The following is a 16,583-nucleotide window of genomic DNA, read 5'->3' as shown; positions in this document are numbered from 1 at the left end:
GCGGGCGCCGGATGACAGGAGGAAGATCCGTGTCGCGTACCCCTTTGTTCGCTCTTCTCGCCGCCGCGGGATTGTTCGCCACGGCATTGCCGGCCGCCGCGGCGCAGCCCGAGCAGCGCCACGTGCTGCTCGTCTCGGTCGACGGCATGCACCAGTCGGACCTCGCCTGGTACACCGCGGCCCACCCGCACTCGGCGCTCGCGAGCCTGGTGGCGCACGGCACGCAGTACACGCACGCGAACACGCCCGTGCCCTCGGACTCGTTCCCCGGCCTCGTCGCCCAGGTCACCGGCGGCAACCCCGCGACGACCGGCGTGTACTACGACGCCACCTACAACCACGCGCTGCTGCCCGCGGGCACCACGAACTGCGTCGACGGGAAACCGGGCGCGGTCGTGGACTACACCGAGGATCTCGACCGCGACAAGAGCTCCGTCGACGCCGGGCAGGGCCTCGCTGGTCTGCCCGGCAGCGTGCTGAAGATGACCGGGAACCCGCGCACGCTCATCGACCCGGCGAAGCTGCCGGTCGACCCGCGCACGTGCGAACCCGTTTACCCGCACCAGTACCTTCAGGTGAACACGGTCTTCGAGGTGGCTCGCCAGGCCGGGTTGCGCACCGCGTGGTCGGACAAGCACCCCGCTTACGAGCTGCTGAACGGCCCGTCCGGCACCGGCGTGCAGGACCTGTTCACGCCGGAGATCAACAGCCAGGTGCCCGGCGGCGGGTCCGGAGCGGACTGGACCACGGACAACGCCGCGACCCAGCGCTACGACTCGTACAAGGCCCGTGCGGTGCTCAACGAGATCGACGGCTACGACCACAGCGGCACCGCGAAGGTCGGCACGCCGGCGGTGTTCGGGCTGAACTTCCAGTCGGTGTCGACCGCGCAGAAGCTCCCCGTCTCCGGCGGTCAGGCCGGTGGGTACCTGGCGGGCGGCGCGCCCGGCCCGGTCGTGCGCTCGGCGCTGGACTTCGTGGACCGACAGCTCGGTGCTTTCACGGCGGAACTCGAGCGTCGCCACCTCGACCGCAGCACGACCATCGTGTTGTCCGCCAAGCACGGTCAGTCGCCGATCGACCCGAACGCGCTGACCCGCATCGACGACGGCGCCCTGCTCGACGGTCTCAACGCGGCGTGGCGCGCGGCCCACCCGGGCGCGGCCGACCTCGTGGCCCAGTCGACCGACGACGACGCGCTGCTGCTGTGGCTCACCGACCGCTCGGCCGCGGCCACGACGTTCGCGAAGAACTACCTCCTCGCGCGGTCCGGCACCGGCAACGGGGTCACCGGCGCGCCGAAGCCGTTCGTCCACTCCGGACTGACGACCGTCCACGCGGGAGCCGACGCCGCTCGCTACTTCGGCGTGCGCCCCGGCGACGACCGGGTGCCCGACCTCGTCGGCCTCACCGTGCCCGGTGTGGTGTTCACCGGCGGGCAGTCGAAGATCGCCGAACACGGCGGCGCCGCCGCCGACGACCGGTCCGTCCCCCTGGTCGTCCGCGGCATCGGCCGCGGGCGGAGCGTCGGCGCCGCGGTGGAGACCACGCAGATCGCGCCGACGATCCTGCGGCTGCTGCACCTCGACCCGCGGTCGCTCGCGGCGGTGCGCGCGGAAGGCACCCGCGTGCTGCCGGAACTCGGCCTGTAGCGGGGCCGGCGCCCGCACCGCTCGTGCGGGCGCCGGAGACCGGACGAAACAGGTTCGGGCGCACCCGGAAGCCTCGAGTGACTACATGAATGTAGATTTACTACATGCCTGTAGAAATTTACGAAGGCGATCGAGTGGTGATCGTGTCCGCGCGGGTCGGCGCCGGGCACGACGGTGCGGCGCGGGAGCTCGCCCGATGGCTGGCCGAGCGGGGAGTGCGCGCCGACCGCGTCGACTTCCTCGACCTGCTGCCGGGCCGGCTCGGGCAGACGCTGTGCGGCGCCTACCACCGGCAGCTGCAGGTCGCCCCGCGCAGCTGGGACTGGCTGCTCGGGGCGCTCGGTTCACCAGCGCTCGCGGCGACTGCCCGGCGGCTCGCGGCACTCGCGTCCGCCGGACTGGCCGAGGTGGTGGGCGACGACGCCCGGCTGGTCGTGTCGACCTACCCGCTCGCAACGCACGCGGCGGCGCACCTGCGGGCGCGCGGACGGCTCGCGCCGGGGCTGGTGGCGTACCTGACGGATCCCTCGGTGCACCGGCTGTGCGTGAGCGCGCAGGCCGACCTGACGGTCGCACCCAATGAGACCGCGGCACGGCAGGCGCGAGCCTGGGGCGCGGGCCGCGTGCTGGTCGCGCCGCCACTGGTCGCGCCCGCGTTCCGGCCGGTCGCCGGCACGGCCGAGCGGACGCGGCTGAGGTTCGCGTACGGCCTGCCCGCGGATCGCGCGCTGGCCCTGGTCGTCTCCGGGTCCTGGGGCGTCGGCGAGGTCGAGCGGACGGTGGCCGATCTGCGCGCCGACGGCTCGGCCGAGCCCGTGGTCGTCTGCGGCCGCAACGACGCGTTGCGCGAACGCCTGCGCAGCGCCGGCCTCCGGCACGTGTTCGGCTGGGTGGACACGATGGCCGACCTGATGCGCGCGTGCGACGTCGTGGTCCAGAACGCGGGCGGGCTCACGACTTCCGAAGCCCTCGCGACGGGGCTGCCGGTGCTGACCTACCGCTGCCTGCCTGGCCACGGCCGCGCCAACGCCGCTGTGCTGGACCAGGAGGGCGCGGTGCCGTGGGTGCGGACGCCGGACGCGCTCGGCCCGGCCGTGCGTGCCGCGCTGGCCGGGGAAACCGTGCCGGCCCTGCCGGTCGAGGTGGCCGGGTGATCCGCGCGGCGGCTCTGGCCGCGCTCGCCGGCCACGCCGCTCCGGCCGCGTTGTTCTTGCCGGCCCTGCGCTCCGCCGCGCTGGCGGGAGTGGGCAACCCCGGCCATGTCGCGCTTACGTTCGACGACGGGCCGCATCCCCGCTCGACGCCGCGTTTCCTTGCGCTGCTGGCGAAAACCGGGACGCGAGCGACGTTTTTCGTGCTCGGCCGTGAGCTCGCCCGTTGCCCGGAGCTCGGGCGCGAGATCGTCGCTGCCGGGCACGAGGTCGCGGTGCACGGCTGGAACCACCGCTGTTTCCTGCGCCGTTCGCCCTCGGGCCTGCACGACGACCTCGCGCGCACGGCCGAGCTGATCACCGACGTCGCCGGCGTCCGGCCGCGGTGGCTGCGGGCGCCCTACGGGGTGTTTTCGACGAGCTCCCTGATCACCGCGCGAAAGCTGGGCCTGCGGCCCGTGCTGTGGACGACCTGGGGGTTCGACTGGTCCGCCCGCGCGACCCCGGCGTCGGTGGCCGCGACAGTCCACAAGGGACTTCGCCCCGGTGGCACGATCCTGTTGCACGACTCCGACGTCGCTTCCTCGACCGTCGGTTCGTGGCGCTCAGCGCTCGGCGCACTCCCGGCGATCCTGGCCGGCTGCGCGGACCGCGGCCTCGCGGTGGGGCCGCTGTGCGACCACGGAGCCGGAAACGCACGAGGCCAGCTGGGCGGCCTCGATGTCGGCGTGCAACGCGATCGCGGCCTGCGCGCCGGCGCCGGCGGACCAGCCGCAGCAGCCGAGCACCACGGCAACCGCGAAGGCGGTCAGCACGCCGCGACGGCGCGGCGGTGACACGGGGGCGTCGAGCAGTGCGCGTACCCGCTGCGGCACCGGGCCGCCGCCGGCGGCGAGCGCGTACGAGCCGTGCCCGCGGTCCGCCAGCGCGGCCTTGGCCACCGCCGTCGCGACCACGCGCCGGTCGCCGACGCCGGACGCGGCGGCTTCGTCGGCCCAGCGTTCCATCGCGAACCGAGCCGCCGCCGTCAGCGGGCGAACGAGCGGGTTCAGCGCCGTGGCGAGAACGCCGACCGCGGCATAGCTCGGATGACGCAACCGCAGGTGCGCCCGCTCGTGCTGCAGGAGGGCGGCCCGCTCACCGGGTTCGAGCGCGGCGAGCATCCCCGTGGACACGGCGATGCGGCCGCCGCGCCCGGCGATGGCGAACGCCACGGGCTCCGCTCCCGGCAGGACCACCACGCCGCCTTCGCGGGAATGCTCGTCCAGCTCCGCGTGCACCCGCCGGTACCAACGCCAGTGGCGGTGGCACGCGTGCACAGCCGAGAGCGCCGCGGCGATCAGAAGCGCGCAGCAGACGATCGCCACCGGGATCGGCATGCCGGCGGTGAACGTCGCGGGAGTGAAGTGCCCGAGCTCGGCGACCACGGGCACCAGCGACAGCCCGGCGAGAGCACCCACGGCCAAAGCCCCGCCGCTGCCCGCCGCGAACACCAGTGCCAGGAACGTCAGCAGCCGCGTCGCGGCCCGCGGTGACAGCCGCGGCGCGAGCCAGCGGGCCACCGGCCACGACGCTGCCGGCAGGACGAGCGGAACGAGCAGGCCGGCGCCCACGGTCTCACTCGCCTTTTCGGTCGTGCTGAAGGAGGTTGAGCAGCGCCTGCTCGTCGTCGGCCGACAGGTTCGACACGAACCGGGCCAGCACGCTCTCGCGGTTGGCCTCTCCGTCGAGTACCGCGCGCATCCGCCGCGCCGCCAGGCCCGGGGCGTCTTCCGCCGGGCTGTAGACGAACATGCGGCCCCGCTTCTCCCGCGTGACGACGTCTTTCTCGTAGAGGCGGGACAGGATCGTCACCACGGTGGTGTAGGCGAGCGTGTCGTCGCCGAGCCGTTGCCGCACGTCCGCCGCGGAGGCCGCGCCGTGCTGCCAGAGCACGGCCAGCACTTCGGCCTCGAGCTCACCAGGTCCCCTGCGCATGACGCAAATCTACACTGGTGTCGTAGTTCACGGTGCCGTCGGCGGCCGGGACCGGAGTGAGGTGGCGAAGAAGTCACGCTGGTCGGCCTGCAGGTAACGGGTGAGGTTGCCGGGCATGGTGGGCAGGAGCTTGTCCGGGCCGATGCCCGGTGCGTCGGGCCGGTAGCTGTTGAACGTGACCATCGGCGAGTGGATGTCGAGCTCCATGCCCTGCCGGATACCGGCTTGGACCATGGCGTCGGCGAGGGTGTGGAGGGTGAGTCCAGTGCCGCCGACGTAGAGGAGGTTGCCGGCGCGGTCGGTGCCGAGGCCCGAGCGCCAGGTGTACTGGAACTGGTTCGACGCGCTGCCCCAGTGACCTGCCGGGTTGAGGTCGAGGCCGGGGACCGGGGCGCCGTGGTCGATCACGAGGTCGAGATTCTGGCGCACGGCGGTGAGGTGCGGGTTCATGGTGGCGTCACGGCCCCATTGCGCCACGGAGACGCGTCCGGTGTCGTCGATCACGACCGATGCCATGCCGTCGTGCAGGGGCGCGACGGTGGTGCCGGCGAGGTAGTAGCCGCCGTTGCAGTCCTTCAGCTTGAAACCGGAGTTGAACGCGGCGACGAGGGTGCCGTGCAGTTCGGCGGGAATCGCGGCCGGGCCGGGACCGCCGGGGTCTTTCGTGCCGGAGAACAATTGTGTGCGCACCAGTGACTGGTTCAGCCAAGCGACTCCGGCGACGACACTCGCGTGGGCGGGATCGGGCTGGAGGAACGTCGTGTATTCGGCTACCTGGCCGCCGCTGCGCGCGCCCGGGAGCCATTCGCCCGCGCCGGCGGCCGCGCCCGGACCGACGGGCAGGTTTCGCGGGCGTGGACCCGCCCCGCCGGCCGCGATGCCTCCCGTGGAGGGCAGGTCGCCGGGCGGCGGCGGTGCGCTCGAGGGCGGGTGCCGCGTGAACCACCAGTTCTCGACGGCGTTGACCACACCGCCGAGACCGAGGTCACGCAGCCAATCCACGGTCCGGACGGCGACGCTCGCGTCGCCGGGATAGGTGAGCGCGTAGCCGTAGGTGCCGGCGGGGTAGGCCAGCAGGGCCGCGATCACCAGGAGCGCGAGCCGGCGCCGACGGCGCTTCGGCCGTGGGCCCAGGGGTGCCTGCGGGGACGGAACCGGGCGCGGGAAGGGCTGATCAGCGGACATGTCCGCAAGCTATTCCGGGCCTGGTGCACGCCCGGAAAGCCGCGGGTTAGCGACCGGGAAAAACGCATTCGACGGTGAACGGGAACGCATTTCACCCCGGCCGGAGGTAAGAAATGGTTCCAGTCAGGTTAGCGCAAGGCAAAATGATCGCCGCCCGCACCGAAACCCGTAAACGCGGATATTCTCGGCGCATGGCCCGAGTTCTCCTCGTCGAAGACGACCGCACCATCGGTGAGGTCCTGCACGCGAGCCTGGCCCAGCACGGGCACGAAGTCGCGTGGCACACCCACGGGCGCACCGCCCTGCACGACGCCGCGAATCAGCCGTGCGACCTGGTGCTGCTCGACCTCGGCCTGCCCGACCTCGACGGCACCGAGGTCTGCCGCGAGCTGCGCGGCGCGCTGCCCGCCTGCGTGATCGTGATGCTCACCGCGCGCGCCGACGAGATGGACGTGGTCGTCGGCCTCGAAGCGGGCGCCGACGACTACCTGGTCAAGCCCGTGCCGCTCGGCGAGCTGCACGCCCGCCTTCGGGCGCACCTGCGCCGCCATTCGACCGACCGGAGCCAGGGCGAGATCACCCTCGGCCGGCTGCGGATCGACCCGGCGGCGCGGCGGGTCACTGTGGACGGCACCGAGTTTCCTTTGCGGGCCAAGGAGTTCGAGCTTCTGCTGCGGCTGGCACAGGAACCGGGCAACGCCGTGAGCCGGGAAACGCTGATGGCCGACGTCTGGGACGCGCACTGGTTCGGCTCGACCAAAACGCTCGACGTCCACATCGCCACGCTGCGGCGCAAACTCGCCGAGGCCGGCGGTGTGGGCCCGATGCCGGAGATCGCCACGCTGCGCCGGCACGGCTACCGGCTCGAGGAACCGGAAGGGTGAGCCCGTGCGCCGCCGCATCGTCCTGACGACGGTGCTCGCCGCGTTGGTCGCGATCGGGCTGTTCGGCGTCCCGCTCGCCGTCGCCGTGGCGCGCTACTTCGTCACGGCCGAGCGTGCCGAGCTCGAACGCGCCGCCGACGCCTACGCGCTCGACGTCTCGGGCGACCTCCTGCGCCACCGCACGCCGGATCGCACTCCTGAGACCGAAGATCCCACCTCCGTCGCGGTCTACAGCCCCCAAGGCGCGTTGCTCGCCGGCGTCGGCCCGCCCGCGCTCGCCCCGGCCGGGGAAACGGACGGCGTCGTCACCGCGGACACCGACGACGACCTCGTGGTGATCGTCCCGCTCGACGACGACGGAACGGTCGTCGCGCAGGTCCGCGCGGCCACCTCGCGCACCGAGGTCTACTGGCACACCGGCCTGACCTGGCTCGGCATGGCCGGCCTCGCCGTCGTCGCGTTGCTGTCGGCGTACCTGGTGGCCCGCCGCCAGGCGCGTCGGCTGGCCCGCCCGCTCGAACAGCTGTCGGCGACCGCGCGCGACCTCGGCGACGGCGACTTCAGCATCCGCGCGGGCCGGGCCGGGATTCCCGAGATCGACTCGGTGGGCGAGTCCCTCGACTCCACCGCCGTGCGGCTCGACGACCTGCTCGCCCGTGAACGTGCCTTCTCCGCCGACGCGTCGCACCAGCTGCGCACCCCGCTCGCCGGCCTTCGCCTGCAGCTGGAGGCCGCGCTGGAGAACCCTCGCGCGAACCTGCGCGACGTGGTCGAGGCCGGCGTCGCGACGACCGGGCGGCTCGACCGGACCGTCACCGACCTGCTCGCCCTCGCCCGCGACACTCCGCCGGTGCGCGACGCCACCGCTGCGGCCGACGAGCTCGCCGCCCTCGAGCTGGAGTGGGCGCCCGCGCTGGCAGGGCCCGGACGCGAGCTCGTGCTGACCGTGGAACCCGTCGTCGCGGGCGCGCGGCTGTCCGGTCCGGTGCTGCGGCAGATCATGACCGTGCTCTTGGACAACGCGCTGCGCCACGGCGCCGGCACCGTCACGATCACCGCCCGCGACGCCGGCGGAGTGCTCGCGGTCGACGTCGCCGACGAAGGCGACGGGATCACCCCGGGCACGGACGTATTCCATCGCCGCTCACCCGGCGCCCGCGGCACCGGGATCGGCCTCGCCCTCGCGCGCCGCCTGGCCGAGGCCGAAGGCGGGCGGCTGCGCCTGACGCGCCCGCGGCCGGCCCTCTTCACCCTGCTGTTGCCGCTGGAGCCCTGACCCGAGGTGCGTCGCGGGGCGACCGTGGGGCCGGTGCCGAGCGAGAAACGGTCACCGCGCGGGCAGCGCCGACGCGTACTCCGTCAGCTCGGCACGCCTGGTGTCGCCGGGCTTGGTCATCGCAGGATCGGTACCTCGGCCTGGGTGATTCACAGCGCCGAACAGGTTGGTCTTGATCTGCGCGCGGGCCCGTTCCTCGCCGACCTCCTCGATGGCGCCGAAGAGCCCGTATCCGGCGTTGTTGCCGACGACGTCGAGCCGGCTGAAGCGTGCATCCTCGGCAACGGGCGACTGGACCTGGATCGCGCGCTGGACACCTCCGTCGTGCTCCCGTACACCACGGCGGCCGACCGGCTGGCGGCCGGCGCGCCGACGAAGGTCCTCATCCGCACGGACCTCGGCGCGGCGAGCCTGATCGCCCGCCAGGCGCCGATCGCGTTGAGCCCCAACGGACACGACTCGCTGCAGGTCCTGGCGCCGCCCGACCCGGCGAGCCTGCGCGGCGGCGTCGAGCACGACATCAACGGCCTGTTCGTGGTGCTCGGGCTGGTCTCCCTGGTGGTCGGCGCGATCGGCATCGCCGACGTCACCCTGGTGACCGTGCTGGAACGCGTCGGCGAGATCGGCCTCCGCCGCTCGCTCGGCGCGCGCCGCCGGCACATCGCGGCCCAGTTCCTCGTGGAATCGGTGACCGTGGGGCTGTTCGGCGGCCTGCTCGGCAGCAGCGCGGGGATCATCGCCGTGGTGGTCGTCTCCGCGGTGAACGGCTGGACCCCGGTGCTGGACCTGTCCCTCGCCGCGGGCGCACCGGTGACGGGTGCGCTGGTCGGGCTGCTCGCCGGCCTGTACCCGGCGATGCGGGCGGCGCGCATGGAACCGGTCGAGACGCTGCGTTCGGGCACCTGAGGCGCTCGGTGGCCGTAGGATCGGTGATCATGAGGTACGCGATCGCGATTCCGCAGTACTACTCCGACGGCTCGTTCGATCCTGGTGCGTTCCGGGACTACCTGGTGCGCGCGCAGGAGGCGGGCTTCCACAGCGCGTGGACGCAGGAGGCCGTGTTCGGCAGGCGCCCGCAGCTGAGCCCGATGGAGGCGATGACGTTCGCCGCCGCGTGCACCGACACCCTGCGCATGGGCTGCACGGTGTTCGTGTCCACGCTGCACATCCCCGCGCAGCTGGCGAAGAGCACCAGCAGCCTCGACCAGCTGTCGCGGGGCCGGCTCGAGGTCGGCGTCGGCTCCGGCGGCAAGAACCGGCCGTTCCCGGCGTTCGGCATGCGGCCCGAGCGCTACCTGGCCCGGTTCACCGAAGGCGTCGAGCTCCTCAAACAGCTGTGGACACAGGACAGCGTCGACCACGACGGCGAGTTCTGGCAGCTGTCCGGCGCGACGATCACACCCCGCCCGTTTCAGAAGCCGCACCCGCCGCTGTGGTTCGGCGGCAGCGGGCCGAAGGCGCTGAGGCGCGCCCTCGACCTGGGCACGGGGTTCTTCGGCGCGGGCTCGACCCCGACGGCCGACTTCGCCGAGCAGGTGCGGTTCGTCCGGGCGCAAGGCGATCGCCCGGACTTCGAGATCGCCAAACGCGTCTACCTCGCGGTCGACGCCGACGCCGCACGCGCCCGGGGGCGCGTCAACGCCGAGCTCACCGCGCTCTACGGCGCCCTCCCGCCCGCCATCGAAGCGGCCGCGATCGCCGGCACCCCGGACGACTGCGTCCGCGCCCTCCGCGAGGTGATCGTCGCCGGCGCCGAGCTCATCCTGTTCACCCCGCTGTACGACCAGGCCCGGCACGCGGACGTGATCGCGAAGGAGATCATCCCGGCCTTGAGGTGACCGTCACGCCGTTGCCCTGAAACGACTTCGGCGGGTTTTTGGTGATCACCTTCGTTTGCCCGCGGGAAAAACGCTCCTGGCCCGGCTGGGCGACCGCAAGGTTTTCCCTCACCTCGGAGGCGAGCGGCGTGCTCGTGCTCGAACCCTTGGAGAAAGCGTTTTCTGGCGGCGCAGTCTTGACCATTTCCTGCATCGTGACCCCGGGCTTGTTGAGCGTCGGCGGCGCAGACCTGGAACGGCCCTTCGGCGGCGGCTACTCCTTCGTACTTCCCGGCGTCGACCGGTCCCGTGGCGAAATACCTTGGCGAATCGCTCTTCGACGCTGCTGTCCGACCAGCGCGGCTGCGCGCCCGGAAATCGCCGCCTCAAACCGCCTGCGGCGGCGCCTGCAACCCCGAGAAAACCGCCGCCACAAGCCGCCGCCCCTGGGCCGCACCGGCGTCGTTGTTCGGGACCCGCCAGAGGAAGCTCATCAGCAGGATGATGTCCGCCGGGTCGTGACCCGGGGCGATGGTGCCCTCCGCGACGCACGCGTCGACGAGCTTGGTCACCGCCGCGGTGGCCGGGGCCCAGGAGGCGGTGATCAGGTCCTGGGCGGCGGCGCTGTGCAGCGCGTCGCCGAGGCCGTGCTTGATGCGGATGTACGCGGCGAGCGTCTCGAACCACTCGATGAAGGCGGCCTTCGCCGACGGCTGGCGGGCCAGCACCTCGTCGGCGGTGGTGGTGAGGCGGTCGATGTCGTGCTGGTAGGCCGCCAGGATCAGGTCCTCGCGGGTGGGGAAGTGGCGGTAGAGCGTCCCGGCGCCGACGCCGGCGCGCTTGGCGACCTCGCTCAGCGGCACGAGGGGGTTCTGCGCGAACAGCTCGTGCGCGGCTTCGATGATCGCGACCCGGTTGCGCGCGGCCGCTTTGCGCTGTGTGCCGTAGGTGCTCGGCGTCCCGTCGGTCATGTCTCCGATCATGCCCCACCTTTGACTCGCGGAGAATCCTCCGCTAGTTTCGGAGGTACTTGCGGAGGATCCTCCGCAAGTTTTCCTCGACAGGAGACACTCCCCATGCGTTATGTGAAGCTCGGCACCACCGGCCTCGACGTCTCGCCCATCGCGATCGGCGCGATGACCTACGGCGAGCCGGACCGCGGCCATCCCGTCTGGTCCCTGGGCGAGCAGGACGCCCGCCCGCTGATCAAGCACGCGCTCGAGGCCGGCATCAACTTCTTCGACACCGCCAACATGTACTCGAACGGGTCCAGCGAAGAGATCCTCGGACGCGCGCTGAAGGACTTCGCGGATCGCGACGACGTCGTCATCGCCACCAAGCTGCGCCACCCGATGCGTCCCGGTCCCAACGGCAGGGGGCTCTCGCGCAAGGCGATCATGTCCGAGGTCGACCACTCGCTGCGGCGGCTCGGCACCGACTACATCGACCTGTACCAAGTGCACCGCAACGACCACGCGACGCCGCTGGAGGAGACCCTCGAGGCCCTCGGCGACCTCGTGAAGCTGGGCAAGGTGCGCTACATCGGCGCGTCCTCCATGCACGCCTGGGAATTCGCGAAGGCCCTGCACCTGCAGCGCGAGCACGGGTGGGCGCGGTTCGTGTCGATGCAGGACCACTACAACCTGCTGCAGCGCGAGGAGGAGCGCGAGATGATCCCGCTGTGCCTGGACGAAGGTGTCGGCACGATCATCTGGAGCCCACTGGCGCGAGGCCGCCTCGCCCGCGCCTGGGACGACGCGAAGGCAACCGCCCGGGCCGCGACCGACGGCGACTTCGCCGACCTGCTCTACTCGCCCGCCGAAGAGGCGTCGAACCGCGCGATCGCGGACGCCGTCGGCAAGGTGGCCGCCGCACACGGCGTGAGCCGCGCGCAGATCGCCCTGGCCTGGCTGCACCGCCAGCCGGTGGTGACCGCCCCGCTCGTCGGTGCCGGGTCGGTGCAGCAGATCGACGACGCAGTGGCCTCCCTGGACGTCGTCCTCACCGACGACGAGGTTCGCTCGCTCATCACCCCCTACACCCCCCGCCACGACTGGCAGGGCATCTCCGACGAGGCCGAGCTCGACGCCATCCGCGCGCGGGTGCCCGGCATGGCCCTGTCGTAGCCGGCCGGCCGGTGTTCGGCAGAGCAGGTCCACAAGCGACACACCCGGACCGAGGACTCGCCGTTCAGACGCTCGCCACCGAACACGGGTCGTTGTTCTGCAAGGACATCAGCGACGTCGAACGAGGCCGCGGGAATCCGGCGGTACCAGAGCGGTGCCGATCCCAGGTCCCGGTGGGAAAGCCTGGCGCCGCAGTACCGGTCAAGAGCCGGCTGCTGAGCCGTGAGCGGCACGCGAGAGACCGTCCCACTTCTCCCAGCCCTCGAGGCGGCGCGCGTACTCCGCGCGGACCAGGTCCAGGCCGCCGGTGCCGAACAGCACCCGCAGGGGCGGTTCCTCGGCGTCGGCGAGTTCGAGCACGGCCTGGCCGGTGGCTTCGATGTCGCCGGGGACGAAGTGCGTGGCCCTGTCGTCGTGCGCTTCGCGAATGTGGGAGTAGGCGTCGTCGGGCTGGGTCTGCGGGGAGTTGGCGGCCAAGCCGGTCTGGAAGACGATCGGCTCGATGAGCGTCACCTTGATGTTGTAGGGGGCGACCTCCGCCGCGAGCGACTGGTTCACCGCCTCCAGCGCCCACTTCGACGCGTGGTAGAGACCGAGCGCCGGGTAGGCGACAACCCCGCCGAGCGAGGAAACCTGGAGGATCCGGCCCCCGCCGCGGGCACGCATGCCCGGCAGGACGGCGCGGGTGGTCCACATCGCACCGAAGTAGTTCGTCTCCATCTGCTCGCGGACCTGCTCGTCGGTGGCTTCCTCCACGGCGCCGACGAGCATGTGCCCGGCGTTGTTCACCAGCACGTCGATGCCACCGAAGTGCGCCTCGGCAGCGGCCACGGCTTCACGGACGGCCGTCGCGTCCGCGACATCGAACCCCAGCGGCAGCACCTGGTCGTCGTAGGCGTCGACGAGCGGCTTCAGCGACGCGGCATCCCTGGCCGTCGCCGCGAGCCGGTCGCCGCGCCCCAGCACGGCCCGCGCCCACGAAGCGCCAAGCCCCCGCGACGCCCCGGTCAGAAACCAGGTCTTCGGGCCTTGTTCGGTCATCACGTGCTCCTCTGTCGTGGGAAGCCGGTGGATCCGGCCCCTCACCCACCACATTCCGGCGCGGGCGGCCACGTAGGCAGAGCGAGCTCTTCCCAGGGACCGGCAGTCCCTGGCTGACCGGGGCTTCCGCAGCGACACTGGGCCGATGGACTCCGCACAGCTCTCCCACTTCCTGCGGGTGCGACGCGAGGCGCTCACGCCGGGCGAGGTGGGGGTCACGTCCTCGACGCGGCGTCGCACGCCCGGCCTGCGCCGGGAGGAGGTGGCCGCCCGCGCGGGCATCTCCACCGACTACTACACCCGCCTGGAACAGGCCCGTGCTCCGAAACCGACGTCGTCGGTACTGCGCGGCCTGACCCGCGCGCTGCGCCTGACGCTGGACGAGCGGGACCACCTGTTCCGGCTCGCCGGGCACACCGCGCCCGACCGGCTTTCGACCGACGACCACGTTTCCCCCGTGCTCCTCGGCCTGCTGGATCGCCTGCACGACATGCCGGCGCAGGTGATGACCGACCTCGGCGAGGTCCTGGCGCAGAACGCCCTCGCCACCGCCGTCTTCGGCGACCACACCCGGCTCGACGGGCCGGACCGCAGCCTCGTGTACCGGTGGTTCACGTCGGAGGACGCCCGGGCCGCTTACCCGCTCGAAGACCGGGCCCAGGAGTCCCGGCTGCTGGCCGCGGACCTGCGCGCCGCACTCGTGCGCCGAGGCGACGCACGAGCACGGGCACTGGTCGACCAGCTGCTGCGGGACAGCACGGAGTTCGCCGAGCTGTGGTCCGCGCACGACGTCGCGGTGCTGCGCAGCCGCCGCAAACGCATCCTGCACCCCGAAACCGGCGTCCTGGAGCTCGACTGCCAAGCGCTCCTGGAGGAGAACCGGTCGCAGATCCTGGCGCTCTTCGTGCCCGTACCCGGCACGGATACCGCCGACCGCCTCGCCCTTCTCGGCGTGCTCGGCGCCGGCCAGGACCACTGACGACCGGCCGGTCAGCGTCGGCGTCGACACTCCTCGCCATCTGAACCCTCGTCGGCCACACTGAGCCGATGGACTACGTCGGCCGGGTGCCCGCGCCGCCGCTGGACCGGTTCATCGACGACATCTACTGCCTGACCGGGGTGCCGCGCCATCGCCGGATGACCGTGCCCCCGATGCCGTCGGCGCACTTGTTCGTCAACTTGGGCGGACCGTTCGTGGTGCGCGATTCCGACGCGCCGCCTGTGCTGGTGGCCGGTGGGCTGTTCACGGGAGTGCGGACGAGGCGGTTCGTCGTCGAGTACCCCGGCTGGGTGCGGCTGGTCGGGGTGCACTTCAAGCCGTGGGGGATTTCGCCGTTCGTCGACGTGGCGGCGACCGAGCTGCGGGACCGCTGGGTGCCGGCCGACGCCGTGTGGCCGCGGTCCGCGGGTCGGCTGCGCAACCGGCTCGGCGACCTCACTTCGGCCGCGGAGGCGCTGCGGGTCGTGGAGGAGGAGCTGCGTGCGCGGCTGGCCGAGACCGCCCCGCGCGGTCTCGACCTGGTCCAGCACACCGGCAGGTGGCTGGAGACCGCCCACGGCACGATCCCGGTCGGTGCGCTCAGCGATGCCGCCGGCGTCAGCGGCAATCACCTGGCCGCGCAGTTCAAGTCCCATGTCGGGCTCACCCCGAAGCGGGTGGCGCGGATCTACCGCTTCGCGCGGCTGATCCTGTCTGTCGACGCGCGGGGGCCGGTCGACTGGCCGGACCTCGCGCACCGGGCGGGCTACTTCGACCAGGCCCACTTCAGCAAGGAGTTCAAGGACTTCACCGGGCACACGCCGACCGGATACCTGACCCTGCGGCGCCGATTGCCGGCCGAGGAAGGGTTCCCGCCGGACAGCGGCCCGATGCCCGCCGAGTGAATTTTTACAAGCCCGTCGCCCACCGGGGACGGCAGGATCGGGGCATCCGCGCGAGGAGATCCGAGGAGTACTGGTGGGCACGGTGATCATGCACAACGTGGCGTCGGTGGACGGCTTCATCGCCGACGACAAGGACGACGTCGGCCCACTCCACGAATGGTACTTCAACGGGGACAACCCGATCATCGAACGCCCCGGCCGGCAGGGTGAGCAGGACTTCGACCATTCCGGAGCCGGAAACGCCTTCAAGGTCTCCAGCGCTTCAGCGGACTACGTCCGGTCGATGTGGGAGAAGATCGGCGTGATCGTGATGGGCCGCCACCTGTTCGACCTCGTGAACGGCTGGGAGGGCAAGCCGCCCGCGGGCGACCACGTGGTCGTCGTGTCGCACCGGCCCAAGCCCGAGGGCTGGCACCCCGAGGCGTCGTACCACTTCGTCGGCGGTGTGGTGGCCGCGATCGACAAGGCCCAGGAGCTCGCCGGCGAGCGGACCGTCGCGGTGAACGCCGGCGACGTGGGCGGCCAGATCCTCGCGGCCGGCCTCGTGGACGAAGTGGCGATGGACGTGGTGCCGGTGGTCTTCGGGTCGGGCAAACGCTACTTCGGCGGCATCGACGGCCAGTACCTGCTGGAGGATCCCCACGTCGTCATCCAGGGCGACGGGGTGCTGCACCTCGGATTCAAGGTGCGCCGCTGACGCCGTCCACTGTGGCCGGCCAGGCGAGGCAGGGGACTTGGAGACCGCAACGAGCCCGGCGTGGCCTGTGGGCAAGCACGCCGGGCTCGTCGTCCGGAGGGGTCCTCGTGGGACCTCGGGGTCAGTTCTTGTTGGTGCCCGGGGTGAGGACCTTGTCGATGACGAAGACGGTGGCGTTCTTCGTCGGGATGTTGCCGCAGAGGATCTTGGCGCCGTTGACGGTCATGTCGTCGCCGGTGCCTTCGATCTTGAGCGGGCCGCCCGCGGTGTTGAGCGAGGTGACGGAGCCCGCGGCAGCGAGGCCCTTGGCGTCGTAGCGCTTGCCGACGACGTGGTACTGCAGGATCGGCGCGAGCTGGTCGGGGTTCTGGGCCAGTTCGGTGAACTTCGCGTCGCCGAGGGCGTTGAACGCCGGGTCGGCCGGGGCGAAGACGGTGATGGCCTGCTGGCTGTTGAGCGTGTCGACGAGGTTGGTGGCCTTGACCGCGGCGACCAGCTTGGTCAGCAGCGGGTTGGTCGACGCGGCCGACGCGACCGGCTGCGGGCCCATGGAGTCGAGCGAGCCGGGGGAGTTGCCCTGCGGCAGCTGGGAACACGCCGGGCCGAAGACGTCGGCGTTGGTGGTCATGCCGTTGGAGGCGCCGGAGTCGTTGCTCGACGACATCGGAGCCGACGACGAGGGTGCCGGGGCGCTGCCACCGGACGAGCCGCTGCCGGTGCTGCTGCCACAGGCGGCGAGGGCGAGGGCGGCGACAGCGGTGACGCCGATTGCGGCGATACGAAGGGATTTCACGGGATAACTCCGTTCACAGTGGACAGATGTGCCAGGACCGGCCGCAGTGGGGTCGGCGGGTGTTTCTCATGAGGGATTCGGTGCCGGTCGGGGAAAGGAT

17 protein-coding genes and 1 pseudogene are annotated in these 16,583 nt (G+C 71.9%); 11 read left to right on the top strand and 7 right to left on the bottom strand.

What is annotated here, in order from left to right; all coding sequences use genetic code 11:
• Window positions 1–11: 11 nt before the first annotated feature.
• The 3 genes and pseudogenes from AB0H62_RS13840 to AB0H62_RS13830 form a co-directional block, all read left to right on the top strand.
• Window positions 12–1,652: an alkaline phosphatase family protein gene (locus tag AB0H62_RS13840; RefSeq protein WP_360586201.1), complete on the top strand. Its 1,641-nt coding sequence runs from the start codon at window positions 12–14 to the stop codon at window positions 1,650–1,652.
• 104 nt (window positions 1,653–1,756) lie between these two features.
• The gene (locus tag AB0H62_RS13835; RefSeq protein ID WP_360586199.1) at window positions 1,757–2,806 is read left to right on the top strand and encodes a glycosyltransferase; all 1,050 of its coding nucleotides are present in this window, start codon (window positions 1,757–1,759) and stop codon (window positions 2,804–2,806) included.
• A pseudogene (locus AB0H62_RS13830) lies at window positions 2,713–3,249 on the top strand (polysaccharide deacetylase family protein); the annotation flags it as partial. The gene AB0H62_RS13835 and the pseudogene AB0H62_RS13830, both read left to right, overlap by 94 nt.
• Before the next feature lie 159 nt (window positions 3,250–3,408).
• Here the strand turns inward: AB0H62_RS13830 and AB0H62_RS13825 are convergent.
• The 3 genes from AB0H62_RS13825 to AB0H62_RS13815 are packed head-to-tail and all read right to left on the bottom strand — an operon-like array spanning window position 3,409 to window position 5,965.
• Window positions 3,409–4,416 carry a M56 family metallopeptidase gene (locus tag AB0H62_RS13825; RefSeq protein WP_220242081.1) on the bottom strand — a complete coding sequence of 336 codons (1,008 nt, stop codon included), beginning with the start codon at window positions 4,414–4,416 and terminating at the stop codon, window positions 3,409–3,411.
• 4 nt (window positions 4,417–4,420) lie between these two features.
• Window positions 4,421–4,780: a BlaI/MecI/CopY family transcriptional regulator gene (locus AB0H62_RS13820; protein WP_220242080.1), complete on the bottom strand. Its 360-nt coding sequence runs from the start codon at window positions 4,778–4,780 to the stop codon at window positions 4,421–4,423.
• Between the two features lie 27 nt (window positions 4,781–4,807).
• Window positions 4,808–5,965 (bottom strand): hypothetical protein, encoded by a 1,158-nt coding sequence (locus AB0H62_RS13815; protein WP_360586196.1) that lies wholly within the window; start codon window positions 5,963–5,965, stop codon window positions 4,808–4,810.
• A 191-nt stretch (window positions 5,966–6,156) separates the two neighbouring features.
• Here AB0H62_RS13815 and AB0H62_RS13810 point away from each other — a divergent pair, with 191 nt between their 5' ends.
• From AB0H62_RS13810 to AB0H62_RS13795, 4 genes are all read left to right on the top strand, one after another.
• Window positions 6,157–6,849, top strand: a complete 693-nt coding sequence (locus tag AB0H62_RS13810; protein WP_220242078.1) for a response regulator transcription factor — start codon at window positions 6,157–6,159, stop codon at window positions 6,847–6,849.
• A gap of 4 nt (window positions 6,850–6,853) precedes the next feature.
• Complete coding sequence (locus AB0H62_RS13805; protein ID WP_360586194.1) at window positions 6,854–8,125, top strand: HAMP domain-containing sensor histidine kinase; 1,272 nt, start codon at window positions 6,854–6,856, stop codon at window positions 8,123–8,125.
• A 144-nt stretch (window positions 8,126–8,269) separates the two neighbouring features.
• Window positions 8,270–9,031 (top strand): ABC transporter permease, encoded by a 762-nt coding sequence (locus AB0H62_RS13800; RefSeq protein WP_360586192.1) that lies wholly within the window; start codon window positions 8,270–8,272, stop codon window positions 9,029–9,031.
• 29 nt (window positions 9,032–9,060) lie between these two features.
• Window positions 9,061–9,963, top strand: coding sequence for an LLM class flavin-dependent oxidoreductase (locus AB0H62_RS13795; RefSeq protein WP_360586190.1), 903 nt, complete (start codon window positions 9,061–9,063; stop codon window positions 9,961–9,963).
• Here the strand turns inward: AB0H62_RS13795 and AB0H62_RS13790 are convergent.
• Together AB0H62_RS13790 and AB0H62_RS13785 are read right to left on the bottom strand one after the other, a co-directional pair.
• Window positions 9,944–10,147: a hypothetical protein gene (locus tag AB0H62_RS13790; protein ID WP_220242073.1), complete on the bottom strand. Its 204-nt coding sequence runs from the start codon at window positions 10,145–10,147 to the stop codon at window positions 9,944–9,946. The two genes, AB0H62_RS13795 and AB0H62_RS13790, sit on opposite strands and share 20 nt — an antisense overlap.
• A gap of 181 nt (window positions 10,148–10,328) precedes the next feature.
• Window positions 10,329–10,913, bottom strand: a complete 585-nt coding sequence (locus tag AB0H62_RS13785; protein ID WP_220247861.1) for a TetR/AcrR family transcriptional regulator — start codon at window positions 10,911–10,913, stop codon at window positions 10,329–10,331.
• Between the two features lie 105 nt (window positions 10,914–11,018).
• On the opposite strand from AB0H62_RS13785, the gene AB0H62_RS13780 reads away from it, so the two are divergent.
• A complete protein-coding gene (locus AB0H62_RS13780; RefSeq protein ID WP_360586187.1) occupies window positions 11,019–12,068 on the top strand; it encodes an aldo/keto reductase in 1,050 nt (349 codons plus the stop codon).
• A gap of 201 nt (window positions 12,069–12,269) precedes the next feature.
• On the opposite strand, the gene AB0H62_RS13775 is transcribed toward AB0H62_RS13780, so the two are convergent.
• A complete protein-coding gene (locus AB0H62_RS13775) occupies window positions 12,270–13,109 on the bottom strand; it encodes an SDR family NAD(P)-dependent oxidoreductase (protein ID WP_360586185.1) in 840 nt (279 codons plus the stop codon).
• 145 nt (window positions 13,110–13,254) lie between these two features.
• On the opposite strand from AB0H62_RS13775, the gene AB0H62_RS13770 reads away from it, so the two are divergent.
• The 3 genes from AB0H62_RS13770 to AB0H62_RS13760 all read left to right on the top strand — a co-directional run bounded on the left by AB0H62_RS13770 (window position 13,255) and on the right by AB0H62_RS13760 (window position 15,690).
• Window positions 13,255–14,088: a helix-turn-helix transcriptional regulator gene (locus AB0H62_RS13770; protein ID WP_360586183.1), complete on the top strand. Its 834-nt coding sequence runs from the start codon at window positions 13,255–13,257 to the stop codon at window positions 14,086–14,088.
• 68 nt (window positions 14,089–14,156) lie between these two features.
• Window positions 14,157–14,993 carry a helix-turn-helix domain-containing protein gene (locus AB0H62_RS13765; RefSeq protein ID WP_360586181.1) on the top strand — a complete coding sequence of 279 codons (837 nt, stop codon included), beginning with the start codon at window positions 14,157–14,159 and terminating at the stop codon, window positions 14,991–14,993.
• Window positions 14,994–15,066: 73 nt separating this feature from the next.
• Complete coding sequence (locus AB0H62_RS13760; RefSeq protein WP_360586179.1) at window positions 15,067–15,690, top strand: dihydrofolate reductase family protein; 624 nt, start codon at window positions 15,067–15,069, stop codon at window positions 15,688–15,690.
• Between the two features lie 121 nt (window positions 15,691–15,811).
• On the opposite strand, the gene AB0H62_RS13755 is transcribed toward AB0H62_RS13760, so the two are convergent.
• Window positions 15,812–16,483 carry a fasciclin domain-containing protein gene (locus tag AB0H62_RS13755; RefSeq protein WP_220242067.1) on the bottom strand — a complete coding sequence of 224 codons (672 nt, stop codon included), beginning with the start codon at window positions 16,481–16,483 and terminating at the stop codon, window positions 15,812–15,814.
• Window positions 16,484–16,583: the final 100 nt, after the last annotated feature.

It is taken from the genome of Amycolatopsis sp. NPDC050768, from assembly GCF_040654155.1.
Classification (GTDB): domain Bacteria; phylum Actinomycetota; class Actinomycetes; order Mycobacteriales; family Pseudonocardiaceae; genus Amycolatopsis.
Note: the sequence above shows the minus strand (reverse complement) of the source record. Positions and strands in the feature narration are given on the sequence as shown.